Raw genomic sequence first — 26304 nt, 5'->3', positions numbered from 1 at the left:
AGTCGATCGTGAAAGCCTACCGACCGCGCGCGAGCGGGTTTACCGCAGTTCGCTGCCCTTCGTTTCGGGCATCCGGAGGATCACGACGAATGCGATCGCCGCCCCGGCGGCGACGTACCAGAAGAAGGCGGTCGCGTGTCCCGCCGCGGACAGCGCGCTGAGCACGAGCGGCGCGGTCCCGCCGAACACGGCGACGGTCAGGTTGTACCAGGCGCCGATGCCGAGCCCGCGGAGTTCGGTGGGGAAAAGCTCGCTCATGATCGCCGGAGCCAGCGAGGTCATCGCGGTGTAGAGCGCGAGCCCGACGCAGAACACGATGAGCAGATTCCCGAACCCGGGCCGCACGAGGTAGGAGAGCGGCACGATCACCAGTGCGGTCGCCCCGGACCAGATCAGCAGCTGCGGACGTCGCCCGTACCGGTCGGAGAGCGCCCCCATCGGGTACTGGAGGACGACGAAAAGGGCGGTCGCGACGGAAAGCGCGAGGAAGGTGTCGACGTCGTTCGCGCCGCGTCCCTTGACCGCGAAGGACGTGAGGGCGCTGAAGAAGGTGTAGTAGCAGAGCGTGTTGAGCATCGAGAACCCGATGAGCTGCCCGACCGCCCGCGGATGCTGGGTGACGGTCGTGAGCAACGGCCGCTCAACCCGTCGCGCCGCTTCCTTTTTCTCGTGGTATAGCTCGGTTTCTTCGAGGCTGCGCCGCAGCCACAGCCCGACCAGTCCGAGCACCCCGCCGAGCAGGAACGGAATCCGCCAGCCGAACGAGGTGAGATGCGCCTTGTCCATCGTGCGGGCGAGGACGAACCCGAGCACCGTCGCGATGAGCACCGCGGACCCGGTGGAAATGTAGAAGAAGGAGGAATAGCGTCCCCGCCGCTCCTTGGGCGCGACCTCGCCGAGGTACGCGGAAGCGTTGGACACCTCCCCGCCGAGCGAAAGCCCCTGCGCGATCCGCGCGAGCAGAAGGAGGATCGGAGCCAGCCAGCCGACCTGCGCGAACGTCGGAAGGACCCCGATCGCGACCGACCCGCCCGCCATCAGCGAGATGGTGAGCAGCATGGCGGGCTTGCGCCCGTGCAGGTCGGCGAACCGTCCCAGCAGCATGCCGCCGAGCGGCCGGAAGAAGAACGCGAGCGCGTACGTGGCGAACGTGTTGATCAACGCGAGCGTTTCGTTGCCAGGAGGGAAGAACGCGCCGGCGAAGTAGATGCTGAAGGTCGCGTAGATCGTCCAGTCGAACCACTCGAGCGCATTGCCCGCACTGGCCGCGAACAACTTCCGCACCGGCAACCGATGCCGGGTGACGCCTTCGGTCGCAGGACCGGCCATCGGCAACCTCCACACGTCCGCACGGGTGGAACGGGACTTTGCCAGAAATGCCCGGAGATCGGTAGATCTCCGCCCAGAGTGGCGGTTGGTGCTTGTCCCACTGCGTTCCGTGACGCGGGATTGCCTTTGCCGCAAGGGGATCATGCCGCGGCGAGGGCGGTCGTGGCCGGAGGGCTGGCTTTGCGGCAGGCGCTCGGCTGTCCTGCCGGGCCGGTGTCCGGCGACGCGGTTGCCCGGGTTGGCTCCGGGATTCTGGCCGCGCTGGTTTCCGCCCACCGGTTTTGGTTCGGCTCGTCCTGCCTGAACCAGACGGTGTCTGGCTGCTGGCTCGCCCAGCGCCGCGCCGACCAGTCGCCCGACCCCGGCCCGCCAGCCAGGCCCTGTCTGCGCACTGGCTCGTCGTGCACCGGTCTCGACCAAGCCGACCTGGCCGACCCGCCCAGCGCGCCTGCCGCTCAGCCGCAACTCCAGTTCGCCCAAGCCGCTTCCGCCGAGCAGTCACCTCCGGTGCTTTCAGGCTGTGCTGGCCGCCGCGGACGGTCGCCACATGGATCGCGCAGTCCTCGGCCACGCAAGCCACTTCCGCTCAGCGCTCACCCGATGCATCTCTGGCAACCCGGCCGATGCGAACGGCTGCTTCCGCCCAACGCTCCGCTTCGGCAAACCCGGCCGATGCGGACCGTCGCCTCACGAAAACCGCGCAGTCCCCGTCTCCTCAACCCGCTCCCGCCCAGCCACCCAGGCCCCAGCGCGCCTCAAGCAGTACTGGCCAACGCGAACGGCAACACCCCCTCCGCCCCGGCCTGGCGCAGCAGCCGCGCCGCCAGCGTCATCGTCCAGCCGGTGTCGATCAGATCGTCCACCAGCAGCACCGGCCCGCGCGTCTGCGCGACGCTCGCCGCCACCTCCTCCGGCAGGCTCAGCCTCCGCCACAAATCGGCCAGCCGCTGCGCGCTGTTCGCCTGCCGCGGAGGCGGCCCGGCCGACGCCAGCTCTCCCAGGTAGTCGAGCCGGCCGATCGCCGACAGCCGCAGCGCGAGGCTGTCCACCAGTTGCGGCCGGGTCGCCGACGGGATCGCCACCACCGCCACTGGACGTTGCGCCCACTGCCATCCCGCGAGCACCTTCACGCACGCGTCGAAAACCGAGTCGGGGACCTCGGTGTCCGTCGCGCCCGGGCCGAGCAGTTCGCGCAGCCGCCCGCCCCAGCCCACGTCCGTGAGCCGCCCCAGCACCTGGCCCGGCTCGGCTTGTTCGCCGGTTTTGATCCGGCCGGACAGCGGCACGTCGAGCCCGCTCATCCCGCTCGGCCACTGCTTGCGCGGAGCCACCGTGACCCCAGGCCGGTCCAGCCGTTCCCGAGTGGCACCGGCGATCTCATCGGACACCGCCGTATTCCAATGCTCGCCAGTGCAGTTGTCGCACCGGCCGCACGGTGCTGCCTCCGGATCGTCGAGCTGCCGCCGCAGATACTCCATCCGGCACCCGGCGGTGCGGATGTACCCGACCATCGCCTCCTGCTCGGCCGCCCGCGCGACACCGACGCGTTCGTACCGTTCCCGGTCGTACTCCCACGGCTGCCCGGTGCTTTCCCAGCCGCCGCGCACCCGGCGCACCGCACCGTCCACATCGAGCACCTTCAGCACCATCTCCAGCCGGGACCGGGAAAGCTCGACCGACGGCTCCAGCGCGGCTGTCGAAAGTGGACGGTCGGCGTAGGCGAGCGCGTTGAGCACCTGCGTGACGCGCAGCTCGTCCGGGAACGCCAGCGACCCGAAGTACGCCCAGATCGCCTTGTCCTCCCGTCCGGGCAGCAGCACCACCTCGGCCCGCTCGACGCCGCGTCCGGCACGTCCGACCTGCTGGTAGTAGGCGATCGGTGACGAGGGCGCGCCCAGGTGCACCACGAACCCGAGGTCCGGCTTGTCGAATCCCATCCCGAGCGCCGACGTCGCCACGAGCGCCTTGACCCGGTTGGCCAGCAGGTCGTCCTCGGCGGCCTGGCGGTCGGCCGGATCGGTCTTCCCGGTGTAGGCGGCCACCGGATACCCGCGATCGGACAGCAGCGCGGTGACGTCGTGCGCGGCGGCGACGGTGAGCGTGTAGATGATGCCCGACCCCGGCAGCTCCGCCAGGTGCTCGGCGAGCCAGGCCAGCCGCGCCTCGTCACTGGGCAGCTCGGCCACGGCCAGCCGCAGGCTTTCCCGGTCGAGCGGGCCGCGCAGGACGAGCGTGTCCGTCCCGCCGCCGATGCCGAGCTGCTCGGCGACGTCGGTGGCCACCCGGTCGTTCGCGGTCGCGGTGGTGGCCAGCACCGGCACGCCTTCCGGCAGGTCGCCCAGCAGCGTGCGCAGCCGCCGGTAGTCCGGCCGGAAATCGTGGCCCCAGTCGGAAATGCAGTGCGCCTCGTCCACCACCAGCAGGCCGGCGCTGGCGGTGAGCTTCGGCAGCACGCTGTCGCGGAAGTCCGGGTTGTTGAGCCGTTCCGGGCTGACCAGCAGCACGTCCACCTCGCCCGCGGCCACCGACGCCTGGACCTGGTCCCACTCCTGCGCGTTCGCCGAGTTGATGGTGGCCGCGTGGATCCCCGCCCTGGCGGCGGCGGAGATCTGGTTGCGCATCAGTGCGAGCAGCGGCGACACGATGACCGTCGGCCCCGCTCCCTGTTCCCGCAGCAGCGCGGTGGCCAGGAAGTAGACAGCCGACTTGCCCCAGCCGGTGCGCTGCACGACGAGCGCGCGCCGGTGGTGCGCGACCAGCGCCTCGATGGCGGTCCACTGGTCCTCTCGGAGGGCTGCGTTGTCTCCGGCGAGCGCGCGGAGCAGGGCTTCGGCGCGGGTCCGCAAAGCTTCGGTGGTGTCCACGTCCCCCGGTCTACCCCATGCCCCCGACAATCCCGGAGCCGCCCGGACCCGAACGGAGAGTTTCCAGTCGAAAACGCAGAGTTATGTGACTCATGTCACAACAGTAACCTAGGTCGCAGCCGGGACGGGAAGCCCTCGCGTGCCCGCGCGTATAGGCTCACCGGCTATGTCACCACGCCGGATCGGGGTCATGGGCGGCACCTTCGACCCCGTGCACCACGGCCACCTCGTCGCGGCCAGCGAGGTCCAGTCGCGGTTCGCGCTCGACGAGGTCATCTTCGTGCCGACCGGGCAGCCGTGGCAGAAGTCCGGCCGCCGCGTCACGCGCGCCGAGGACCGCTACCTGATGACGGTCATCGCCACCGCGTCCAACCCGGTCTTCTCGGTGAGCCGGGTCGACATCGACCGCGGCGGGCAGACCTACACCGTCGACACGCTGCGGGACCTGCACGAGGAGTACCCGGACGACGAGCTGTTCTTCATCACCGGGGCCGACGCGCTCGAGCAGATCCTGACCTGGCACAAGGCCGACGAGCTGTTCGACTTCGCGCATTTCATCGGCGTCACCCGCCCGGGTTACCGGCTCAACTCGCACCATCTGCCGAGCGGCAAGGTGAGCCTCGTCGAGGTCACCGCCATGTCCATCTCGTCCACCGGATGCCGCGAACGCGTCGAGCGCGGCGAGCCGGTCTGGTACCTCGTGCCGGACGGCGTTGTGCGCTACATCGCCAAGAAGGACCTCTACCGCAAGGACGCCGAGGACTGACCGGGTACCCTCGTCCGGGCGTACCCCGAATCTGAAGGAGCACTGTGGCAGCGACGTCCGAGGCACGGGACCTGGCGGTGGCGGCCGCGCACGCGGCGGCGGACAAGCTGGCCAGCGACGTGGTCGTCCTGGACGTGTCCGAGCAGCTCGTGATCACCGACGCGTTCGTGATCGCGTCCGCGGCGAACGAGCGGCAGGTCGGCGCGATCGTCGACAACGTGGAAGAGAAGCTCCGCCTGGACGGCCACAAGCCGGTCCGGCGCGAAGGCGCGCGCGAGGGCCGCTGGGTGCTGCTCGACTACGTCGACGTCGTCGTCCACGTCCAGCACGCGGACGAGCGCTCGTTCTACGGCCTCGAGCGGCTGTGGAAGGACTGCCCGCGGATCGAGGTCGAAGGGCTGGCGACAGTCCCCGCCACCGACAGCGACGACGCGGACGGTCCGGAGGCGTGAGCCCGCGGCGGCTGCTGCTCTGGCGGCACGGCGAGACGGACTACAACGCCGCCGGCCGCATGCAGGGACACCTCGATTCAGCGCTGACCCCGGTCGGCTGGAACCAGGCGCGCTTCGCCGTGCCCGCGCTCGCGCGGTTCGCGCCGGAACTGGTGATCGCGTCCGATCTGCGCCGCGCCACCGACACCGCGACGGTGCTCACCGAAGCGATCGGCGTGCCGCTGCAGATCGACAAGCGGCTGCGCGAAACGCACCTCGGCGAATGGCAGGGTCTGACCGGGGCCGAAGTCGACGAGGGCTATCCCGGAGACCGCCAGCTGTGGCGCGCTGACGCCGCGTGGGCCCCGCCGGGCGGCGAATCCCGGGTCGAGGTGGCCGAACGCGCCGCCGAGGTGGTCGACGACCTGATGCAGCCGAACTCCGACGCCGGGGAGTCGGTCCTGCTCGCCTCGCACGGCGGGCTGATCCTCGCGCTGACCGCGAAGCTGCTCGGCCTTCCGGTCGAGGTCTGGCCGTCGCTCGGCGGGATCATGAACTGCCACTGGGTCGAACTCGGCCACCGCGAAGGAAAGTGGCGGTTGCACGCGTACAACGCGGGCATCACCGGCTGACCCGATGAGCCCGCAGCTGCTCGTCTTCGGCGATTCACTCTGTTTCCACGGCCCTGAAGGCCCTTGCGCGGCCGACGATCCGCGCCTGTGGCCCAACGTCGCCGCGAACGCGTTGTCCGGACAAGCCGATCTCGTCGCCGGCATCGGCTGGACCGCACGCGACCTGTGGTGGTCGCTTACTGGAGACCCGCGCGTGTGGGCTGATCTGCGTCGCGTCGACGCTGTCGTGTTCGCCGTTGGTCACATGGACACACTGCCGTCGCCGTTGCCGACGTATTTGCGTCAGGGACTTCGCTACCTTCGCCCCGACGGTATGCGTCGCGTTGTGCGCGGTGCCTATCTCGCCGCGCAGCCACGGTTGTCTGTCGTGATGCGTGGACGTCCTCGAGTGCTTCCTGCGCGGCTGAGCGTGAGCTATCTGGACCAGTCTGTCGAAGCGTTGCGCGCGTTGCGGCCTGAGTTGCCTGTGTTCGGAATGCTGCCTTCGGTGCACCGCGCTGATGCGTACGGACGCGTACACACGGGACGCGCCGAAGCAGCCGCCGCGATCGCTTCGTGGGCCGAGCGACGTGAAGTGCCGTTGCTCGACACGCCCGGCGTAGTTGGCGAACATGTCTTGAGCGGCGCGGGAAATCCCGACGGCATGCACTGGGGATGGGCTGGGCACGAAGCTGTCGGCACCGCGATGGCGAAACTTGTTGCGCCGCACCTCGGCTCCGGCAACGTAGGCTGACGACGTGTCGGTCGCCGTGGTCACGGACTCCACCGCGCACCTGCCCGAAGGCTTCGCCGAGCGGCACTCGGTGCGGGTGGTGCCCCTGCACGTCCTGGTGGAAGGCGTGTGTTCCCTCGACGGCGTCGAAATGGGTCCCGCCGCGCTCGCGGAAGCGCTGGGGGAGCGCAAGATCGTCACGACTTCCCGGCCCACTCCGGCGGAGTTCGCCACCGAATTCCGGTCCGCGCTCGACGCGGGCGCGGACGCGGTGGTGTCAGTGCATTTGTCGAGCGAGCTTTCGGGCACCTGGGAAGCCGCGGTGCTGGCAGCGGAAGAAGTCGGCTCGGACCGCGTCCGCGTCGTCGATTCCCGCACCACGGCGATGGGTTTGGGCTTCGCCGCCCTGCACGCCGCGGACGCCGCCGCTTCCGGAGCCAGCCCGGCCGAAGTCGAAGCTGTCGCAACGGAAGCGGCCGAACGGTCGTCGACTTTGTTCGTGGTCGAGACCCTGGAACACCTGCGCCGAGGCGGCCGGATCGGCTCGGCCGCAGCGTTGCTCGGCACCGCGCTGGCGGTGAAACCGGTGCTGCACATGTCCGACGGCCGGATCCTGCCGCTCGAGAAGGTACGCACGATGAACCGCGCGATCGGCCGGTTGGTCGAGCTGTCCGTGCAGGCGGCGGGCACCGGACCGGTCGAACTGGCGGTGCACCATCTCTCCTCGCCGGAACGGGCCGTCGAATTGGCGAACCGGCTGGAAGAAGCGATCCCGGGTTGCGCCGGGGGATGCGTGGTGTCGGAGATCGGCGCGGTCATCGGCGCGCACACCGGTCCCGGGGTGCTCGGCGTGGTCGTGCAGCGCGCTAGCTGAATTCCTGGCCGTAGCAGGTGTCCGACGCGTGGCGGCTCCAAAAGACGTCGGATCGAAGACACATCACGGCCAGGCCATCGTGATCGTGCGCTCGAAGTTGACATACCCGGCACGCCGGAACGCGTTCGCCATCGGGAGATTGCCGAGATCCGTCGCCGCCCGGATGCGCGGAACCTCCTGTGCGGCAAGGATTCGGGTCCCCTCGGCGAGAATGTCGTCGATGTAGCCGTTGCCGCGGTGCTCGGGCAGGACGGCGAGATACCCGATGATCGGGTTGTAGTCGTTGCGGGCTGGAGTCACGAAACCGACCGGCCTGCCGTCGGGCAGCATGGCGACTCGCCACCAGTCCCGCGGACTGCGGTAATGCGCCAGTTCGTCCTCGTAGTGCCGGATCGCCGCTTCGCGGGCGGACATCCGGGTCAGGTCGGCGCGGCTGTGGGCGTCGAGAGTTCCGTCCAAGACGCGGGTCATCAGGTCGAGGATCTCGTCCTCGTCGCGGATCGGACGGAAGAGCAGGCGGTTCTGCGGCGTGGCGGCCGGAGTTCCGGGCCGCCACTCGAAGCGCAGCCGCTCGGCGAGCAGCCGAGCACCGGTCTTTTCGAGCGCGGACATCCGGTCCTCGACAACGCTTCGGGTTTCGGCTTTTTCGCGCCAGTCAGCGGGAATCATCCTGTGGTAGACCGGAGGCCGGGTGCCTGCGGGCAGGATCTCGGTCATCGCGGTTCGCAGGAGCAGCGCGCCGGCGGTCACGTCCTGAAGATCGAAAAAGTCCAGCAGAAACGGGACAGATTCCCCGGCTCGACCCCACCACGCGGCCCGCGCCACGAGTTCTCCGCCGCGCAGTGCGACCCACATCCAGCCCGGCCTGCGGCGGCCGGTGGCGAGGTCGTCGGCCAGTTCGTGGTCCAGGGCGTAGCTGAGCTGGCAGAAGAGATCGAGTTCTTCAGGCCCGCTGATCGGACGCAGGATGAGATCGGTGCGGTCCACAGGCTCCCGTTCGACGGCGGACTACCAGGTCTAGCGGACGGCAGCGGCAGGGGCGAACGTTTTTCGCGCACCGGTGCCGGAGGTCAAACCCGTCAGTATGACCGCGCACCCTGACAAACCCCGGCGCTTCTCCTGCGGCAACCGCTGAGTTGTCCCCAAGGGGCGGGTTGTCCACAGAGCGCGCGGAACCCTCTCGCCGCCGGCCCGGCCGACGCCTAGCGTCGATCGTGTGTTCGAGCAGTCCGCCCGGGATCCGGGCACTCCCGTCAACGTCAGGCTCACCTGGCTGGCCGATCAGCTGGCCGCGATTCCGCCCGCCGCCGGACCCGGCACCCGGCCGGCTCGTCGCTGGCTGCCCGCCGGCCGCACGGCCCGGCCGGTGCACAGCCGCCGGGAGAGCGGGGAGGATCGGTTGTCGGCAACTGCAGACAGCCACCTGCGCACGGGCGCGCCTGGCGAAGATTCGGCTCCGCGCGCTCGGGACCGGGGAGCGAAGCCTCGACTGTCTGCAGGTGCCGACAGCGTGGTGACTGACTCCGCGTCGGACTCGCGAACACCGTCCCGGAAGGCTCGGCTGTCTGCGAGTGCTGACGGTTCTCCGCTTCTGGATGGTCAGTCGGCAGTCGCGGCGGATGGTTCGCTGCTTGGCTCCGTGCCGCTCTTGCGGCCAAGGTCCCGGAAGGCTCGGCTGTCTGCAAGTGCTGACGGTTCTCCGCTTCCGGACGGTCAGTCGGCAGCTGCCGCGGACAGTCTGCTGCCCGGCTCCGTGCCGCTCTCGCGGCCACCCTCCCGGAAACCCCGGCTGTCTGCGCTTGCTGATACCCCACCGTCTCCGGAAAGCCAACTGCCCGGCGGCAAGCTGGTCCGCAGCTGGCTGCCCGAACACAGCGAACACCGCCTGGCCCGCCGCTGGCTCCCGGGCACCACCGGCCCGCCCGGATTCCTGGGCCGCCGAGGAGTGATCTTCGCCCTGGCCTTGCTGGCAGCCACCGCCGTCATCGCTGGCGGCTTGGCGATCTTCGGGCGTTCACCCGCGGCCGAGATCGCCCCGCCGCTCCCGACAGCCCGGGCGCAAGTGCCGCACGCGCCGAAAGCCAGCGAGAACCTGGTGATCAGCGTCGTCGGCCATGTGCGTTCCCCAGGGCTCGTCACCGTGCCCTCGGGTTCCCGTGTCGCCGACGCCCTCCGCGCAGCCGGAGGTGCCGACCCAGGCGTCGATCTGACCGCACTGAACCTGGCCCGCAAACTCACCGACGGCGAGCAGCTGGCAGTCGGCGTCCCCGCCGCCCAAGCACCGGCCGGATCAGGAGCGGCAGCCAGCAAAATCGACCTGAACTCCGCGACCGCCGAACAACTCGACAGCCTCCCGGGCGTCGGCGAGGTCACCGCCCGGCGCATCGCCGACTGGCGCACGCAGCACGGCGGATTCTCAAGCGTCGAGCAACTCCGCGACGTCGACGGCATCGGCGAGAGCAAATTCGAGAAGCTCCGCGAGCAGGTGACCGTCGGATGAAACTGGACACCGAGGAACAGCCCCGGCGGGACCACGATTTCCGCCTCGTTCCCGCTGCCGTCGCCGGATGGGCGGCCACTCTCGCCGGGCTGCAGCTCGGCTGGTGGGTCGCGACCGTGATCGGTGCCGTAGCAGTCGTCGCCGCCATGGCACTTCTGGCTCGCGGCCGTTCCCGATACCTCGGTGCCGGGGGAGCGCTGCTGCTAGTGGGGCTCGTTGCCGCAGTACCCACAGCCCTGCGCATTCACGACGCAGCCACCGACCCGCTGGGAGCCGCTGCCGCACATGGCGGCACAGCGACGCTGCGGGTCGAGATCAGCGAGCGCCCACGGCCGATTCACCAAGCTGGCTACGCCGATCAGCGGGCGGGCACCCGGTCGGTGGCGATCCCCGCTCGAGTCACAACGGCCACAGTGGACGGTCAGCCACTCGAATCGGCAGGCCGGGTTTTGCTGCTGGCACCGGTCGCGGGATGGAGCGGCCTCCTGCCCGGCCAGGAAGTGACGACGTCCGGTCGGCTCATGCCCGCACGCGGCGGCGAACTGACCGCCGCAGTGCTCTCTGTCCGTGCCGCGCCAGCCGACGTCGGGCCAGCACCGTGGTGGCAGCGCGCGGCCGCGGCCCTGCGGAACAGTTTGCACTCGCTGTGCGAGATCCTGCCTGAGGAACCGGCGGGACTCCTGCCCGGGCTGGTTCTGGGCGACACGAGCGCGTTGCCGCAACGGGTCGAGAGCGAATTCACCGCCTCCGGGCTCACCCACTTGATGGCGGTCAGCGGAGGAAATCTCGTCATCATCGGCGGAGCCGTCCTGCTGCTGTGCCGGCTAGTTCGAGCCGGTCCGAGGTTTTCCGCGACCGCTGCGGGTGCCTGCCTGGCGGGATTCCTCGTGCTGGTGGGTCCGGAACCGAGTGTCGTGCGGGCTGGCGTCATGGGTGGCATCGGCCTGCTCGCGCTGGCACTCGGACGGCGCGGTTCAGCGTTGCCCGCATTGGCCTTCGCGGTATGCGTTCTCGTGGCGTGGGATCCGACGATGGCGGGAAATTTCGGGTTCGCATTGTCGGTGCTCGCGACGGCAGGGCTGGTGCTGCTCGCGCCACGATGGGCCGATTCGTTGGTACGACGGGGAGTACCGCCGGGCTATGCCGAAGGCCTTGCCGTACCGCTGGCCGCGTTCGTAGTCACCGCGCCGGTGATCGCCGGTATGGCGGGCACGGTCAGCCTCGTCTCGGTGGTCACCAATGTCCTTGCGGCACCAGTGGTCGCGCCGGTCACCGTGCTGGGCGTGCTCGCGACAGTCGTCGGTCCATGGTGGCCGGGTGCCGGGCATTTGCTGATCCGTTTGGCAGATCCGGAAGCCCGTTGGCTGATCACTGTCGCCCGTCACGGCGCGAGAGCGCCTGGCGCGGCGCTGTACTGGCCCGGTGGCTGGCTGGGCGGATTGTGCGCGGCAGCCCTGCTGGTCGTGATGGTGCTAGCTGCGCGGTTTCGCCGGCTCCGCCTACTGGTGGCGATCGGGCTGGTAGTCGTGCTGTTGACGGTCGTGCCCGCCAAAGTCTTGGCACCTGGCTGGCCGCCGGACGGCTGGGCGATGGTGGAATGCGATGTTGGGCAAGGGGATGCGGTCGTTTTGGCCACCGCCGAGCCTGGTCGTGCGGTGGTCGTCGATACCGGGCCAGAACCAGGGCCGGTCGACGAATGCCTGCGGAGGCTGGGCGTCGAGCGGGTGCCGTTGCTCGTATTGAGCCACCTGCACGCGGACCACATCGGTGGTCTCGCCTCGGTGTTCGACGGACGGGCGGTCGGCGCGATCGCCGTGGGACCAGGGCGTGCTCCGGCGTGGGCGTGGCAGTCGGTTTCCGGCGAAGCGCGGCGTCGTGGCGTGCCGTTGGCGCAGCTGAGCGAGGGCCAGCGGCTGGAGTGGCCGGGGCTGTCGCTGGATGTGCTCGGTCCGCGCTACGCCACCACTCGGTCGCCTGCGTTGCAGGACGGCACGATGATCAACAACAGCTCAGTGGTCCTGCGCGCGGACACTTCCGCCGGCCGGGTTTTGCTGACCGGAGACGTGGAACTGGCCGCGCAGGCGGATTTGCTCGCCGAGGGCGTCGACTTGCGGGCGGACGTGCTGAAGGTGCCGCATCACGGCTCGAGGTATTCGCTGCCGCAGTTCCTCGCGGCGGTGCGGCCGCGGACGGCGCTGATCAGTGTCGGCGCGGGCAACGGATACGGACATCCGAGCAAGTCCACAGTGGACGTTCTAGGCACGATGGGAGTGCTGGTCACGCGCACCGATGTGGACGGTGACACCGCTGTTCTGCCCGGAGGAAGCGGACCGGCGATCGCGCGCCGGGGCGAGCCGCGGGGTCCGCCGCGGTAGTGCGGCGGACCCCGGGCGGGCGCGTCAGTAGCCGAGCGCCTTGGCGACGGCTGCGGCGGACGGCGGGACGGTGGCCTTCGGGCCGACGTGGTTCTCGACCGCGTCGAGGGTCTTCAGGCCGTCGCCGGTGATGAGGAGGACGGTTTCGGCGTCCGGGTCGAGCTTGCCGGTTTCGACGAGCTTCTTCGCGGTCGCCACGGTGACGCCGCCCGCGGTCTCGGTGAAGATGCCTTCGGTGCGCGCGAGCAGCCGGATGCCTTCGACGACCTCTTCGTCGGTGACGTCCTCGATCGCGCCGCCGGTGCGGTTGACCACGTCGAGCACGTACGGGCCGTCGGCCGGGTTGCCGATCGCGAGCGAGCGGGCGATGGTGTCCGGCTTCACCGGCTGGACCACGTCGTGGCCGTTGCGGTACGCGGCGGAGACCGGCGAGCAGCCGGTGGCCTGCGCGCCGAACACCTTGTACGGGCTGGCGTCCACGAGACCGAGCTGGCCCAGTTCGCGGAAACCCTTGTCCACCTTGGTGAGCTGGGAACCGGAGGCGATCGGCACGACGATCTGCTCGGGGATGCGCCAGCCGAGCTGCTCGGCGACCTCGTAGGCGAGCGTCTTCGAACCCTCGGAGTAGTACGGGCGGACGTTGACGTTCACGAACGCCCACTTCGGGTGCTCGGCGGCCAGTTCGGTGGCGAGCCGGTTCACGTCGTCGTAGTTGCCGTCGACGGCGATCAGGTCGCCGTCGTAGACCGCGGTGGTGAGGATCTTCGCGCGTTCGAGGCTCTTCGGGATCAGCACGACCGACCGCCAGCCCGCGCGCGCCGCCGCCGCGGCGGTCGCGTTGGCCAGGTTGCCGGTCGAGGGACACGCGAGGACCTCGAAGCCGAACTCGCGGGCCGCGGCGAGCGCGACGGCGACCACGCGGTCCTTGAACGAGTGCGTCGGGTTGCCGGTGTCGTCCTTGACCCACAGGTTCTTGAGGCCGAGCTCCTTCGCGAGCCGGTCGGCGCGCACGAGCCGGGTGCAGCCGGGTTCGGTGTTCGGGGTCTCCTCGACGGTCGAGGGGACGGGAAGGAGCTTCTTGTAACGCCAGATGTTGCGCGGGCCCGCCTCGATGTCCTCGCGGCGGACACGGCCGAAGTCGTAGGCGACCTCGAGCGGCGAGAAGTCTTCGGCGGAGACGAATTCCGGAGCGAGCGGCTGCCGGTGCCCTTCTTCCTTCGACACCAGTTCGACGGCCGGACCGAGGTCGATCGTCTTGTTGGCGGAGGTGGCGGTGAGGGCTGCAGTCATCGCGAGGTTCCTTTCCTCATCTGCCCCGCCGAAGCGGGCCGGAATTGGCACCGTGGTCGTCAGCTACCCCGCGATCGCGGGATGACAGGCTGTACGCCGGTTGCCGGGGCTTCGTCGGGCCGTTCCCTCTGCCCCTCTGGATGAGCGGTATTCGGTTGTCGGAGCGCCCGCGGGGCGCGTCCTCGGCTACACCGTACGACATCCCGATCAGCTCGTGCCACGGAGGCGGCCCACATCACCGGAGCGGACGGCCCGGCAGCAGGGTGAGAAGATGGCCGGGTGACCACCGCACCCGCGCCGCTGCACCTCGTCACGGGCGAGGAAGAACTGCTCATCGAACGGGCTGTGCGAGCTTCCCTCGACGCGGCCAAGGCCGCGGACCCGACAGCCGACCTCACGCGGATGCGGGTGTCCGATCTCACACCGCCCCTGCTGGCCGAGCTGGTCAGCCCGTCGTTGTTCGCCGAGGGGCGCGTGATCGTGCTGGAGTCGGCGCAGGACATCTCGCAGGAGCTGTCCGACGCGGTGCTCGCATACCTGAAGGCGCCGGCCGACGGCATCGTCCTCGTGGTCGTGCACAGCGGCGGCGGGCGGAGCAAAGCCGCGAAGGCGCTGCCGGGCGCGTTGAAAAAAGCGGGCGCGGAAATCACCGAATGCCCCAAGCTCACCAAGCCTGCCGAGCGCGAGGCGTTCGTCCGCAACGAGGTGCGCCGGGTGGGCGGCAAGATCGACGCCGGCGGTTTGATGGCGCTGCTCGACTCGGTCGGCTCGGACTTGCGCGAACTGTCCTCGGCGGCGACGCAGCTGGTCGCCGACACCGGGGGAGCCGTCGACGAGCAGGCGGTCCGCCGCTACCACACCGGACGCGCCGACGTGACCGGCTTCGCGGTCGCGGAAAAGGCGGTCGCGGGCGACCGGGCCGCAGCGATGGAATCGCTGCAATGGGCGATGCAGCTGGGCGTCCCGCACGTCCTGGTGGCCGACGCGCTCGCCGACGCGGTCCGCACGATCGCCCGCGTGTCCGCGGCCGGTCGCGGCAACCCGAACCAGATGGCGGGCGAACTGGGCATGCCGCCGTGGAAAATCCGGAAGGCGCAGGGCCAGTCCCGCGGCTGGGGACAGGACGGGCTGGCGACCGCGATGCGCATCGTGGCTCGGCTGAACGCCGAGGTCAAGGGCGCGGCAGCGGATTCGAACTACGCCCTGCAGCGCGCGGTCCTCGACGTGGTCGCGGCCAAGGGCGACCGCTGACGCCGAGGCGGCGTTGCCTTAACGAATTGCCGCACCCGTTGCCGCGGCGATCCCCGCGGCAATCGTTCAACCAGAGCCAGGACACGGAAAAGGCCCGGCAGCCGAAGCCGCCGGGCCTTCCGGAAAGACTGCGCTCAGAGCTGGTTCGCGCGCTTCGCGAGAGCCGACTTCTTGTTCGCGGCCTGGTTGGCGTGGATGACGCCCTTGGTGACGGCCTTGTCGAGCTTGCGAGCGGCCTCGCGCTGCAGTTCGAGGGCCTTGTCCTTGTCACCGGCTTCGGCGGCCTCGCGGAACTTGCGGATCGCGGTCTTCACCGAGGACCGGATCGCCAGGTTGCGCTGCCGCGCCTTCTCGTTCGTGGTGATGCGCTTGACCTGCGACTTGATGTTGGCCATGGAGGCGTTCCTCTTTCACTCGGTGAAGGTCGCTGCCGCGTTCGTGTGGCTCCAGGCCGGCCCCGAGGGGACAGCCGGGTTTCCTCCCTGACGGAATGCCGCACGGCAACAGTCGAAAATCTTAACAGCCCTGTTCGCGGGCCTGGAGAGGGCCCCGGGGCCGCTGACCGTCCGGCATTCGTCCGGCGGCTCCGTTACGGTGGGCTCCGGTAGTGCCTAGGGTTCCGTCGCCTGCCCGTGCTCCCGCACAGCGGGTCGCGAAGACAACGAGGGCGGGCGGGCCTGGTCCGAGCGGCACCTTCGGCGGGACACCGAGCCCTGCCGTTCATCTGACGGGACAAAAGCCTGGAGGACCCGGTCTTCAGCGTGCGCTGAAAACCTGAAGGGGTCCGGATGAACACCACTGCCCTTGCCATGGTCCTCGTCGCCGCGGTCGTGCACGCCGTGTGGAACCTCGCCGCCAAACGGGTTTCCGGCGGTCCGCGGTTCGTCTGGCTGTACTACACGGTCTCGGCGGTCGCGATGCTTCCGGTGATCGCGGTCGCGCTGGCCGTCGAACCGGAACGTCCACAGTGGACTTGGCTGTTCGCCGCCGCGGGCACCGCGGTCCTGCACGTGGCGTACGGGATCGTGCTGCAGCGCGGATACGAGGTCGGCGACCTGTCGATCGTCTACCCTCTGGCCCGCGGCACCGGCCCCCTGGTGTCGGTGCTCGTGGCCGTCACAGTGCTGGGAGAACGGCCGGGAGTGCTCGGGCTGGTCGGAGCCTTCCTCGTGGTCGGCGGTGTCCTGGTGATCAGCCTCGGCGGCAACTCCGGCGACGCCCGGGCCCGCCGCGCCGGAGTGTTCTACGGCATCGCCACCGGCGTGGTGATCGCGGCTTACACGCTCTGGGACGCGCATTCGGTCACGTCGCTCGGCGTGCCTCCGCTCGTTTACTTCGGCGGCGGAGCGCTGGGCCAGAGCATCCTGCTCGCGCCGACCGCCGTCCGCGGCCGGTCCGAGATCAAGCGGCTGTGGCGCGACCACCGGCGCGAGGTGCTGATCGTCGGGCTCGCCTCGCCGGCCAGCTATCTGCTGGTCCTGTATGCCCTGCGGATCGCGCCGGTCAGCCTCGTCGCTCCGGCGCGCGAGCTGTCGATCGTCTTCGGCGGGGTCGCCGCCTGGCTCGTGCTGCGTGAGCGCAACGCGGTCCGCCGGCTCGCCGGATCGCTGGTGGTGCTGGCCGGGATCGCTGCGATTGCGGTCGCCTGAGCGGCTCGGGTAGGCAGGAGCCATGGACGTACTGAGCAGCCGGGTGCTGATCCACCCCCGCGACCACGAGGTGTCGACCGCGTTCTACCGCGACGCTCTTGGCCTGGCGATCGAACGCGAGTTCCCCGGCGGCACACGGTTTTTCGCCGGCGGCGGGTCGATCGAAGTGGTCGGCACGGGCGAGGCCGGGCCCGGGCCGGACGTCAATCTGTTCCTGCAAGTCCGCGATCTTCCGGCGACGCTGGCGGAACTGGCCGGGCGCGGGGTCGAGCCGGTGCGCGAGGCCCGTCGCGAACCGTGGGGCACCGACGAGGCGTGGATCGCCGACCCGGACGGGCTGCGGATCGTCCTCGTCGAGGTCCCGGAAGACCACCCGCTGCGCCGCGACAAGCGCTAGCTGGGTTTCACCGCCCGGAGCTGGGCTGCGAGCGCAGCGAACCCGGGCGGGTCCCAGGTCCAGGTCTGCAGGTCGGTGAATCCTGCCGCGGCGGCTTCGTCGGCCAGCTCGTGCCGCGTGACCGGAAGCCATTTCTCGTGCGCCGAGAGCAGCAGCCGTCCGCCAGGCCGCAACACCCGGAACAACTCGGCGAAGCCTGCCGCGCGGTCTTCCCAGAGCTGGACGTTGTTCACGGTCAGCACGACGTCCGCGGAATCGTCCGCGCAGCCGGTGCGGGCCGCGTCGCCCGCGCGCACCTCGGCGCGGTCGCCGCAGCGGTCCGTGCAGAGGTCCCGCATCTCCGGCGAAGGCTCGACGCCGATCACCTCGCCGGCGAGTTTGCTCGCCGCGTCGAGGCCGACCCCGGGCCCGGGCCCGACGACGAGGACGGTTTCGTCGGGTTCCAGGCGGGCGAGGTCGACGATCCGGTGCTCGGTCGCGGCGTTGCCGGCCGCCATCAGCTTGCCGCCGAGCCTGCCCAGCAGGCCGCTGGGATGGCCGAAAGCCCGGTCGAGCGCGGCGTCCAGGACGCCGGGGCCGGGCGGCGAGGGGGAGGGTGAAGTGGTCATGCTTCGAGGTCATCACGAGACGCGCCGGGCCGCATCGGGGATGACCCCCACCCGCACCCGGAGGTCCATGGGACGATGGGGTACGGACATCCCCCACCATCCCGAGGACAGCCCGAGTGACAGCGCCCAAGACGTTCGCCGACACCACCTTCACGCCGCCGGAGTTGATCCGCAACTTCTGCATCATCGCCCACATCGACCACGGCAAGTCGACGCTGGCGGACCGGATGCTGCAGCTCACCGGCGTCGTCGAGGAGCGGGCCATGCGCGCGCAGTACCTCGACCGCATGGACATCGAGCGGGAACGCGGCATCACGATCAAGGCCCAGAACGTCCGGCTGCCGTGGCAGGTCGACGGCAAGGACCACGTCCTGCACCTGATCGACACCCCCGGCCACGTCGACTTCACCTACGAGGTCTCGCGCGCGCTCGAGGCGTGCGAGGGCGCGATCCTGCTGGTCGACGCCGCGCAGGGGATCGAGGCGCAGACGCTCGCGAACCTGTACCTCGCGCTCGAGAACGACCTGCACATCATCCCGGTGCTGAACAAGATCGACCTGCCCTCGGCGGACCCGGAGAAGTACGCGGCGGAGATCGCGCACATCATCGGCTGCGAGCCCTCGGACGTGCTGCGCGTGTCGGCGAAGACCGGCATGGGCGTGACCGAGCTGCTGGACGAATGCGTGCGCCAGGTCCCGCCGCCGGTCGGCGACGCGGACGCGCCCGCCCGCGCGATGATCTTCGACTCGGTCTACGACACCTACCGCGGCGTCGTCACCTACATCCGCGTGGTGGACGGCAAGATCACCCCGCGCGAGAAGATCAAGATGATGTCCACCGGCGCGACGCACGAACTGCTCGAGGTCGGGATCATCTCGCCGGAGCCGAAGGCCAGCAAGGGACTCGGCGTCGGCGAGGTCGGCTACCTGATCACCGGCGTGAAGGACGTGCGCCAGTCGAAGGTCGGCGACACCGTGACGTCCGAGCGGCACGGCGCGACGGAGCCGCTGGCCGGCTACCGCGAACCGAAGCCGATGGTGTTCTCCGGCCTGTACCCGGTGGACGGTTCGGACTACCCGGAACTGCGCGAAGCGCTGGAGAAGCTGCAGCTCAACGACGCGGCGCTGACCTACGAGCCGGAGACGTCGGTCGCGCTGGGCTTCGGCTTCCGCTGCGGCTTCCTCGGCCTGCTGCACCTGGAGATCACCCGGGACCGGCTGGAGCGCGAGTTCGGGCTGGACCTGATTTCCACCGCGCCGAACGTGGTGTACCGCGTGGTGCTGGAGGACCGCAGCGAGGTCGTCGTGACGAACCCGTCGGACTGGCCGAGCGGGCTCAAGATCTCCGAGGTGCACGAGCCGGTCTCGAAGGTGAGCATCCTTGCGCCGTCGGAGTTCGTGGGCACGATCATGGAGCTGTGCCAGGCGAAACGCGGCAACCTGCTGGGCATGGACTACCTGTCCGAGGACCGGGTCGAACTGCGCTACACGATCCCGCTCGCGGAGATCATCTTCGACTTCTTCGACACGCTGAAGTCGCGCACGCGCGGTTACGCGTCGCTCGACTACGAGGAGTCCGGCGAGCAGGTGGCCGACCTGGTGAAGGTCGACATCCTGCTGCAGGGCGAGACAGTGGACGCGTTCTCCGCGATCGTGCACAAGGACGCCGCGTATACCTACGGAAACCGGATGGCGACGCGCCTGCGCGAGCTGATTCCGCGTCAGCAGTTCGAGGTGCCGATCCAGGCCGCGATCGGCTCGCGCATCATCGCGCGCGAAACGATCCGCGCCATCCGCAAGGACGTGCTCGCCAAGTGTTACGGCGGCGACATCTCGCGTAAGCGGAAACTGCTGGAGAAGCAGAAGGAAGGCAAGAAGCGGATGAAGACCGTCGGCCGGGTGGAGGTGCCGCAGGAGGCCTTCGTCGCGGCACTGTCCACTGAGGACAACGGGAAGAACAAGAAGTAGGTCCACCTTCGGGTGAACGGCGGCTCCGGGTTTCCCGGAGCCGCCGTTTTTTGTCGGTGGGGTCTGGTGTTCTCAATTGCGGACAGGGACTCTCTGGCGCGAACAGGGAAAGGAGAGCACCATGACGGTCATGGCGGAAATCCAGAATCCTCCCGGGTCGGGACCCATGACGGTGCACGACCTCGAGGGGATGCCGGATGACGGCCGTCGTTACGAACTCATCGACGGGACGCTCCTCGTGAGCCCCGCGCCGGGTCTGAGACACCAGACCATCGGCTACCGGCTGTACGGCGTGCTCGACGCGGCTTGCCCGGAAGAAATGTTCGTCGTCGGCGCGCCGTTCGCGGTGCACGTGGGCGATCGAATAGAGCTGCAGCCGGATGTGCTGGTCGGAAGGACCGAGGATTTCACTGCCAAGGATCTGCCCGTGCCGCCGGTGCTCGCGGTCGAAGTGCTGTCGCCGAGCACGTCGATTCACGACCTGAACACCAAGAAGGCGCTCTACGAAAGGCTGGGCGTCCCGAGCTACTGGGTGATCGATCCGGTGACTGCCGAACTGGCCGTGTTCGAACTGGACGAGGACGGTCGCTATCGCCAGGTCGCCAAGGCGGCGGGTGCCGAGGTTTTCGAAGCACAACGGCCGTTCTCGGTCCGGGTGGTGCCCGAGGAACTGATCGGAAGGAGCTGAGCGGTTCCGGTTAAGCCGCCAGGACGTCGCGCGGGCGAAGGGCTCGGTCAGCCGTTCCCGATGATCTTGCCCACCTCCACGAACACCGCGGCCCGGCGTTCGGCGGCCATCACCCGGTCGTACTCCGCCCAGTCGTCGTGGGTGCCGGTGGCGGCGCGGAACACGTCGCGCAGCAGGGGCGGGAGGCCGTCGGCGGGGAAGGCGGGGTCGGGGTCGTCCGGGCCGATCAGGCGGACCGGGCCGGTCACCGAGAGCCAGCGCCAGCCGCGGCGGAAGGTCACGGTCGCGTGGCTGTTGCGGCGCAGCAGCGTGAGCTTGTGCGCACCGCCGACGGCGACGAAGCCCACGCTCGGCTTGCCGGTCACGGGGTCGTCCAGGATGCCCGCGTTCACCACGGACGCGTGCACGGTGCCGTCGGCGCGGGTCGTGGCCACGGTCGCGAGGCCGTTCTCCTCCACCGACAGCGCGCGGAGCTGTTCCAGGGTTGCCGTCATGCTCTCCTGCAACGCGGCGGCGGCCCGGCGCATTTCCGATCCGGCACTAGGCTCGGGGGCATGTTCGATGATCTCGAGTTCCCGGTGATCGTGGCGCCGATGGCGGGCGGGCCCACGACTCCGCAGCTGGTCGGCGCCGTCACGGGCGCGGGCGGGTTCGGGTTCCTCGCCGCGGGCTACCTCAGCCCGGAGACGCTGGACGCCCGGATCGCGCACACCGCCGACCTCACCGGCGGCCGGTTCGGCACCAACCTGTTCGTCCCCGGCGGCCGGTCTGTGGCGGACCTCGACGCGCACCGCGAGCGGTTGCTCGCCGAAGCCGTCCGTTACGGCGTCGAACTCGGCGATCCGGTCTGGGACGACGACGAGTACCCGGCGAAACTCGACCTCGTCGTGCGGCACCGGGTTCCGGTGGTGTCGTTCACCTTCGGCGCGCCGACGTCCGCCGAGGTGCAGCGGATCCACGAAGCCGGCGGCAAGGTCGCGGTCACCGTCACGAACCCGGAGGAGGCGGACCTCGCCGCCGCGCGCGGAGCCGACGCGCTGGTCGTGCAGGGCTTCGAAGCCGGCGGTCATCGCGGTCTCTTCACCGACGACCCGGGCAAACCGGCTGGCGGCGAGGAGTACGGCCTGCTCGCGCTGCTGCGTTTGCTCGGCGCGCGCACGAGCCTGCCCTTGATCGCGGCCGGGGGACTGGTCAACGGTGCCGACGTCGCGGCGGTGCTGGCTGCCGGTGCGTCGGCGGCGCAGCTGGGCACGGCTTTCCTGCTCGCGACGGAAGCTGGCACCGGCGAGACCCAGCGGCGTGCGCTCGCCGAAGCTGGCCGGACGACGGCGTTCACGCGCGCGTTCAGCGGACGCCCGGCGCGCGGCATGGTGAACCGCGTCCTGAGCGACCTTTCCGCGGACGCGCCCGCCGCGTACCCGCAGCTGCACCACCTGAGCAAACCGGTCCGCGCGGCGGCTGCCAAAGCTGGTGACCCGGAGGCGATGTCATTGTGGGCGGGGCAGACGTATCCGCTCGCTGGTGACGGTTCAGCGGCCTCGATCGTGGCCCGGTTGCGCGCCGAGGCGAAGGCTGCGGTGGAACGGCTCGACCGGTTGCGCTGAGAACCCGGAGCGGCGAGGGCAGAGACGACGACGGCTCGGCTGGTTCCGGTCTTCTGGACGCGGGGTATTGGGCGGGAAGGCCTGCTGAACTCGCAGTGGCGCAATAGCTTGACGGTTGCGGTGAGTGGGCGCGGCAGTGCGAGCCTTCCCGACGAGTTCGCGGCGGCGGGAAGCCTCGATGGCCGCGGCGCGCTGACCGCGATCCAGGCGAACGAGATTTCCCTGAAACCACAGAACCAGAACAGTTTGACCGGCTGCGCTGAGACTTCCGGCGGGTCGGAAGGCGCTCGTGTGCCGCCCCGAACAGACGCAGCCCAGGCAAGCTACAAGTGACCCAGTTGCGCGCGGTATCGAAGAGCGCGCTCCCGCCGCGGCCTCCGGAGAGAACGATCTGCGCGGGCGGACCGAGATGGTGCCCGATTATGCAGCAAAGGCAAGCCAGGAGCGTCGCCTCAGGCAATCCCGACCCTGCGCGCTCCAGCGAAAGCCCGCACAAGAAAATGCGGGGGACGCCGCCAAAGCGTCCCCCGCAATAAACCGAACGAACCCGCCAACGGATCAGTCCGAAGTGGACTTAACCCCGCCGGAATCCCCGTCTCCGGCCTCGGCGCCGCGTTCCATCGCGGAGTGGCGTTTGCTGTAGGCGAAGTAGATCACCATCCCGATCGCGAACCAGATCGCGAAGCGCAGCCACGTTTCCGGCTTCAGGAACGTGATCAGCCAGATCGAGAACACGACCCCGATGATCGGCACGACCGGCATGCCGGGCGTCTTGAACGTGCGCGGCAGTTCGGGGCGCTTGTAGCGCAGCACGATCACCGCGATGCACACGACCACGAACGCGAGCAGGATGCCGATGTTCGTCAGCTCCGCGGCCTCTCCGATCGGCAGCACCCCGGCGATCAGCGCGGACGCGGCGCCCAGGATCCAGGTGATGCGCGACGGCACCTTGCGCACCGGGTGGGTCTTCGCGAACCACTTGGGCAGCAGGCCGTCGCGGCTCATCGAGTAGCCCACACGCGTCGCGCCGAGCAGGAAGGTGAACAGCACCGTCAGGATGCCGATGATCGCGCCTACCGCGATGATCGCGCCCAGCCAGCCGAGGCCCACCTTCGCGAAAGCGCTCGAGAACGCGGCTTCCGGGTTGATGTCGGTGTACTTCACCATGCCGGTCAGCACCAGGCAGGCCAGCACGTACAGCACCATCGAGATCGCCAGCGAGTAGATGATCGCCTTCGGCATGTGCTTCTGCGAGTCCTGCGACTCTTCCGCCGCGGTGGACATGGCGTCGTAGCCGAAGACCGCGAAGAACACCGTTGCCGCGCCGGTGAAAGCGCCGCTGAGGCCGAACGGGAAGAAGTTGCTGTAGTTGCCGCTCTGGATGTGGAAGGCGCCGACGACGATCACCAGCAGCACCAGGCCGACCTTCAGGTACACCAGCAGCGTCTCGAACCGCGCGGCGTTCTTCATGCCCTGGTTGAGGATGAAGGCGATCAACAGGCACAGCAGCACCGCGAACAGGTTGACCTTGTACGACCCCGGTTCCACGCCCGCCGGTTCGGTGCCGGGCGCGCCGGACATCCAGTGCGGCAGCGACACGTGCAGGAAGCCCAGCAGGTCGTTGAAGTACCCGGAGATCCCGATCGCCACCACGGACACGATCGCGGTGTACTCCAGCAGCAGGTCCCAGCCGATGAACCAGCCGACGATCTCGCCGAGCACCGCGTACCCGTAGGTGTAGGCGGAGCCCGCGCGCGGGATGAGCCCGGCGAACTCGGCGTAGGAGAACGCCGCCGCGGCGCTCGCGATGCCCGCGATCAGGAATGAGATCAGCACGGCCGGGCCGGCGGTCTTGTTCGCGACCGCCCCGGCGAGCGAGAAGATGCCCGCGCCGATGATGCCGCCGACGCCGATCGCGGTCAGCTGCCGCAAGCCGAGTGTGCGCTGCAGGCCGCTTTCGCCCGCCTGCTCGATGGTTTCGATCGGCTTCCGCCGGAAGATCCCGGACCCGGAGCCCAGGTTAGGGCCGCCGCGCGGAGCTGACATCGATGTCTCCTCAGACTGGTGGTTCGCCGGACCCGGGTTCCGGGCCCTGGCAGGGCACCGTACCCGGAGGCGCCGCGCCTGTCACCGACTCCGCAGTGTGACGATCTTGGCAGCCTGAGTCACCCGGTCGCCGAGTCGTCCTCGACGTCGCTGACCGTGGGCGCCGGGCGGGCGGCCGTGCGGACCGCGCCCGCGGCGAAGAAGGCGAGCAGCTCCGCGACCTCGGGCGGGGCGTCCAGCTGCGGGCAGTGGCCCCAGTCCTCCCGGACGACGAGCCTGCTGTGCGGCACCAGGGTGTGCAGCTTCCGCCCGGACGCGGCCGTCACGAGCTTGTCCTTGCCGCACGCGACCGCGAGCAGCGGGATCCGGATCTGGTCGAGCCGGTAGGCGTCGGCCAGCTCCGCGACGAGCTGCCGCGCCTGTTCGAGCCGGGACGTGGTGGCCCGGTAGTCGGGGAAGAGCGTGGTGAACCGCCGGACCTGGCCGGCGTCCGCCTGCCGCGAGTCGGCGTAGAGGATCCGCGGCACGAGCTGTTCGGCGACCGCGCGGACCAGGAAACCCGGGACCGGCAACGGAAGCGAGGAGTACAGCCGCAGCGGCAGCGGGTTGCGCCCGACGGTGCGCACCAGCCACGAGTCGACGAAACCGGGCGCTGCGATCGACACCACGCCCGTGGTCGGCAGCCGGCGATTCTGCGCCGCGCGCAGGCTCATCGTGCCGCCGAGCGAGTTGCCCGCGAGCACCACCGGGCCGAGCACGGCCTGCTCGCGCACCACCGCGGCGGTGAACGCGTCGAGCTGCGGCAGCATCGCGCCGGGGCGCAGCGGCTGCGCGTCTCCGAAGCCGGGAAGATCGACCGCGACCGCGGCGATGCCCGCCGCGGCTAGTTCTCCGAGTACCGGACGCCACGTGTCGGCACTGTCGCAATACCCGTGGAGCAACACGAGCCGGGGCGCGCGGGGTTTCTCCGCGCCCTTGCGGCGCGTGCGCTTGGGTGCGGACGCCTCGGCGACGGGCGGCCCGACCTCCAGCACGCGCGTGCGCATGCCGGCGAAGCGCCGGAACGATTCCCGGATCGCCTCCGGTTCGGCGGGGTCCTGGCCGCCCCGGGCGACCGGGACTGGCCGCTGCGTCGCGGTCATGTTCTCCAGGTTAACCGCCCAAGGTTGACTTCTGGTGGAACTTCGGGGGTCACTATCTGATTGCGAAGCTGGGGTGTTGACGATTCACCGGAAAGCAGGTAAAAGCGTTGACCTGGACTCGCTCGAAAGGCGAAAGCCCAGGTCAACGCGCTTCGATCGGGATCAGCGAGTGAAGACGATCTTTCCCGCGGTCTCCCCGGCGGCCATCGCGGCGAATCCCGCGGGGGCCTCCGTCAGGGGGAGCTCCGTGCCGATCTGCGGCTTGATGCCCTTCAGATCGAGGTAGGCGAGCAGGTCGGCCAGCTCGTCGCGGGTGCCCATCGTCGAGCCGAGGACCCGCAGCTGCAGGAAGAACACCCGCTGCAGATCGGCCGACGGGTCCGGGCCGCTGGTCGAACCGGACACCACGACCACGCCGCCCGGCTTGAGCGATTTGAGCGTGTGCCCCCAGGTCGCCTTGCCGACGGTCTCGAACACCGCGTCCACCCGCTCGGGCAGCCGCGCGCCGGACTCGAACGCCTGGTGCGCGCCGATGCTCTCGGCCAGCGCGCGCTTCTCCTCGGTCCGCCCGGTGACCCACACCCGGAACCCGGCGGCGCGGCCGAGCGCGATCAGCGCGGTCGACACCCCGCCGGACGCGCCCTGGACCAGCATCGTCTGGCCGGGGCGCAGGCCCGATTTCACGAACAGCATCCGGTACGCGGTGAGCCACGCGGTGCCCATCGTCGCGCCCTCGGCGAAGCTCAGCCCGGCCGGCTTCGGCACCGCGTTGCGGGCCGGGACCACGACCTGGTCCGCGAACGTGCCCTGGTGCTTCTCGGTGAGCAGAGTGCGCTTCGGGTCGAGCGTGTCGTCGCCCTGCCAGCCCGGCGCGTTGATCACCGAATGCAGCACGACCTCGGTGCCGTCGTCGAGCGTGCCCGCCCCGTCGCAGCCGAGGATCATCGGGAACTGGTCTGCCTTGATGCCGACGCCGCGCAAGGTCCACAGGTCGTGCATGTTCAGGCTGGCGGCTTTGACGTGCACCCGCACCCAGCCTTCGGGCACTTCGGGTTCCGGCCGCTCGCCGACGACCAGCGAATCGAGCGGGGACTCGGCGTTGGGTTCCTGCGCGTATACGGCGAACATGGCAGCAACCTACCCGCCCTGCCCGGCCCGGCGCAGTCGAGCGCGCGTAGG

23 protein-coding genes and 1 riboswitch are annotated in these 26304 nt (G+C 69.8%); of the genes, 13 read left to right on the top strand and 10 right to left on the bottom strand.

What is annotated here, in order from left to right:
* Positions 1 to 39: 39 nt before the first annotated feature.
* Both ACWGIC_RS29175 and ACWGIC_RS29170 read right to left on the bottom strand, forming a co-directional pair.
* Positions 40 to 1329: an MFS transporter gene (locus ACWGIC_RS29175; RefSeq protein ID WP_452079125.1), complete on the bottom strand. Its 1290-nt coding sequence runs from the start codon at positions 1327 to 1329 to the stop codon at positions 40 to 42.
* 755 nt (positions 1330 to 2084) lie between these two features.
* A complete protein-coding gene (locus ACWGIC_RS29170) occupies positions 2085 to 4193 on the bottom strand; it encodes a RecQ family ATP-dependent DNA helicase (protein WP_452079124.1) in 2109 nt (702 codons plus the stop codon).
* Positions 4194 to 4359: 166 nt separating this feature from the next.
* On the opposite strand from ACWGIC_RS29170, the gene nadD reads away from it, so the two are divergent.
* From nadD to ACWGIC_RS29145, 5 genes are read left to right on the top strand one after another with little or no spacing between them, the layout of a single operon-like run.
* The gene (gene nadD, locus ACWGIC_RS29165) at positions 4360 to 4959 is read left to right on the top strand and encodes a nicotinate-nucleotide adenylyltransferase (protein ID WP_452079123.1); all 600 of its coding nucleotides are present in this window, start codon (positions 4360 to 4362) and stop codon (positions 4957 to 4959) included.
* A 44-nt stretch (positions 4960 to 5003) separates the two neighbouring features.
* Positions 5004 to 5411, top strand: coding sequence for a ribosome silencing factor (rsfS, locus tag ACWGIC_RS29160; RefSeq protein ID WP_452079122.1), 408 nt, complete (start codon positions 5004 to 5006; stop codon positions 5409 to 5411).
* The gene (locus ACWGIC_RS29155; protein ID WP_452079121.1) at positions 5408 to 6022 is read left to right on the top strand and encodes a histidine phosphatase family protein; all 615 of its coding nucleotides are present in this window, start codon (positions 5408 to 5410) and stop codon (positions 6020 to 6022) included. Before rsfS ends, ACWGIC_RS29155 begins: the two co-directional genes overlap by 4 nt.
* A gap of 4 nt (positions 6023 to 6026) precedes the next feature.
* Positions 6027 to 6755, top strand: a complete 729-nt coding sequence (octT, locus tag ACWGIC_RS29150) for a diglucosylglycerate octanoyltransferase (protein WP_452079120.1) — start codon at positions 6027 to 6029, stop codon at positions 6753 to 6755.
* 4 nt (positions 6756 to 6759) lie between these two features.
* Positions 6760 to 7608 carry a DegV family protein gene (locus ACWGIC_RS29145; protein WP_452079119.1) on the top strand — a complete coding sequence of 283 codons (849 nt, stop codon included), beginning with the start codon at positions 6760 to 6762 and terminating at the stop codon, positions 7606 to 7608.
* Between the two features lie 63 nt (positions 7609 to 7671).
* Here ACWGIC_RS29145 and ACWGIC_RS29140 read toward each other — a convergent pair whose 3' ends face one another.
* Positions 7672 to 8595 (bottom strand): GNAT family N-acetyltransferase, encoded by a 924-nt coding sequence (locus ACWGIC_RS29140; RefSeq protein WP_452079118.1) that lies wholly within the window; start codon positions 8593 to 8595, stop codon positions 7672 to 7674.
* A gap of 766 nt (positions 8596 to 9361) precedes the next feature.
* Here ACWGIC_RS29140 and ACWGIC_RS29135 point away from each other — a divergent pair.
* Both ACWGIC_RS29135 and ACWGIC_RS29130 read left to right on the top strand, forming a co-directional pair.
* On the top strand, positions 9362 to 10108 hold the full coding sequence (locus tag ACWGIC_RS29135) for a helix-hairpin-helix domain-containing protein (protein WP_452079117.1): 747 nt from the start codon (positions 9362 to 9364) through the stop codon (positions 10106 to 10108).
* A complete protein-coding gene (locus tag ACWGIC_RS29130; protein ID WP_452079116.1) occupies positions 10105 to 12483 on the top strand; it encodes a ComEC/Rec2 family competence protein in 2379 nt (792 codons plus the stop codon). Before ACWGIC_RS29135 ends, ACWGIC_RS29130 begins: the two co-directional genes overlap by 4 nt.
* Before the next feature lie 24 nt (positions 12484 to 12507).
* Here ACWGIC_RS29130 and thrC read toward each other — a convergent pair whose 3' ends face one another.
* Entirely contained in the window at positions 12508 to 13773 is a 1266-nt protein-coding gene (gene thrC / locus ACWGIC_RS29125; protein ID WP_452079115.1) for a threonine synthase, read from the bottom strand.
* A 13-nt stretch (positions 13774 to 13786) separates the two neighbouring features.
* Positions 13787 to 13920: riboswitch (SAM riboswitch) on the bottom strand.
* A 132-nt stretch (positions 13921 to 14052) separates the two neighbouring features.
* On the opposite strand from thrC, the gene holA reads away from it, so the two are divergent.
* A complete protein-coding gene (gene holA, locus ACWGIC_RS29120) occupies positions 14053 to 15024 on the top strand; it encodes a DNA polymerase III subunit delta (protein ID WP_452079114.1) in 972 nt (323 codons plus the stop codon).
* Positions 15025 to 15158: 134 nt separating this feature from the next.
* On the opposite strand, the gene rpsT is transcribed toward holA, so the two are convergent.
* Entirely contained in the window at positions 15159 to 15419 is a 261-nt protein-coding gene (gene rpsT, locus ACWGIC_RS29115) for a 30S ribosomal protein S20 (RefSeq protein WP_452079113.1), read from the bottom strand.
* Positions 15420 to 15812: 393 nt separating this feature from the next.
* Between rpsT and ACWGIC_RS29110 the strand changes: the two genes are divergently transcribed.
* Complete coding sequence (locus ACWGIC_RS29110) at positions 15813 to 16673, top strand: DMT family transporter (protein ID WP_452079112.1); 861 nt, start codon at positions 15813 to 15815, stop codon at positions 16671 to 16673.
* A 22-nt stretch (positions 16674 to 16695) separates the two neighbouring features.
* A complete protein-coding gene (locus tag ACWGIC_RS29105) occupies positions 16696 to 17070 on the top strand; it encodes a VOC family protein (protein WP_116200449.1) in 375 nt (124 codons plus the stop codon).
* Here the strand turns inward: ACWGIC_RS29105 and ACWGIC_RS29100 are convergent.
* Positions 17067 to 17678 carry a class I SAM-dependent methyltransferase gene (locus ACWGIC_RS29100; protein ID WP_452079111.1) on the bottom strand — a complete coding sequence of 204 codons (612 nt, stop codon included), beginning with the start codon at positions 17676 to 17678 and terminating at the stop codon, positions 17067 to 17069. The genes ACWGIC_RS29105 and ACWGIC_RS29100 overlap by 4 nt on opposite strands.
* 116 nt (positions 17679 to 17794) lie before the next feature.
* Here ACWGIC_RS29100 and lepA point away from each other — a divergent pair, with 116 nt between their 5' ends.
* The gene (gene lepA, locus ACWGIC_RS29095) at positions 17795 to 19645 is read left to right on the top strand and encodes a translation elongation factor 4 (RefSeq protein WP_452079110.1); all 1851 of its coding nucleotides are present in this window, start codon (positions 17795 to 17797) and stop codon (positions 19643 to 19645) included.
* A 121-nt stretch (positions 19646 to 19766) separates the two neighbouring features.
* A complete protein-coding gene (locus ACWGIC_RS29090; RefSeq protein ID WP_452079109.1) occupies positions 19767 to 20333 on the top strand; it encodes a Uma2 family endonuclease in 567 nt (188 codons plus the stop codon).
* Between the two features lie 47 nt (positions 20334 to 20380).
* Here ACWGIC_RS29090 and ACWGIC_RS29085 read toward each other — a convergent pair whose 3' ends face one another.
* Positions 20381 to 20827 carry a pyridoxamine 5'-phosphate oxidase family protein gene (locus tag ACWGIC_RS29085; RefSeq protein ID WP_452079108.1) on the bottom strand — a complete coding sequence of 149 codons (447 nt, stop codon included), beginning with the start codon at positions 20825 to 20827 and terminating at the stop codon, positions 20381 to 20383.
* Positions 20828 to 20887: 60 nt separating this feature from the next.
* Between ACWGIC_RS29085 and ACWGIC_RS29080 the strand changes: the two genes are divergently transcribed.
* Positions 20888 to 21937, top strand: coding sequence for an NAD(P)H-dependent flavin oxidoreductase (locus ACWGIC_RS29080; RefSeq protein ID WP_452079107.1), 1050 nt, complete (start codon positions 20888 to 20890; stop codon positions 21935 to 21937).
* 558 nt (positions 21938 to 22495) lie between these two features.
* Here ACWGIC_RS29080 and ACWGIC_RS29075 read toward each other — a convergent pair.
* The 3 genes from ACWGIC_RS29075 to ACWGIC_RS29065 all read right to left on the bottom strand — a co-directional run bounded on the left by ACWGIC_RS29075 (position 22496) and on the right by ACWGIC_RS29065 (position 26253).
* Positions 22496 to 23983, bottom strand: a complete 1488-nt coding sequence (locus tag ACWGIC_RS29075; RefSeq protein ID WP_452079106.1) for an amino acid permease — start codon at positions 23981 to 23983, stop codon at positions 22496 to 22498.
* A 119-nt stretch (positions 23984 to 24102) separates the two neighbouring features.
* Positions 24103 to 25125 (bottom strand): alpha/beta fold hydrolase, encoded by a 1023-nt coding sequence (locus tag ACWGIC_RS29070; protein WP_452079105.1) that lies wholly within the window; start codon positions 25123 to 25125, stop codon positions 24103 to 24105.
* Positions 25126 to 25287: 162 nt separating this feature from the next.
* A complete protein-coding gene (locus ACWGIC_RS29065; protein ID WP_452079104.1) occupies positions 25288 to 26253 on the bottom strand; it encodes a zinc-binding dehydrogenase in 966 nt (321 codons plus the stop codon).
* Between the last annotated feature and the right edge of the window lie 51 nt (positions 26254 to 26304).

It is taken from the genome of Amycolatopsis sp. NPDC054798 (assembly GCF_053611505.1).
The sequence above is the reverse complement of the archived record's forward strand: the minus strand, read 5'-3'. Positions and strand labels throughout refer to the sequence as shown.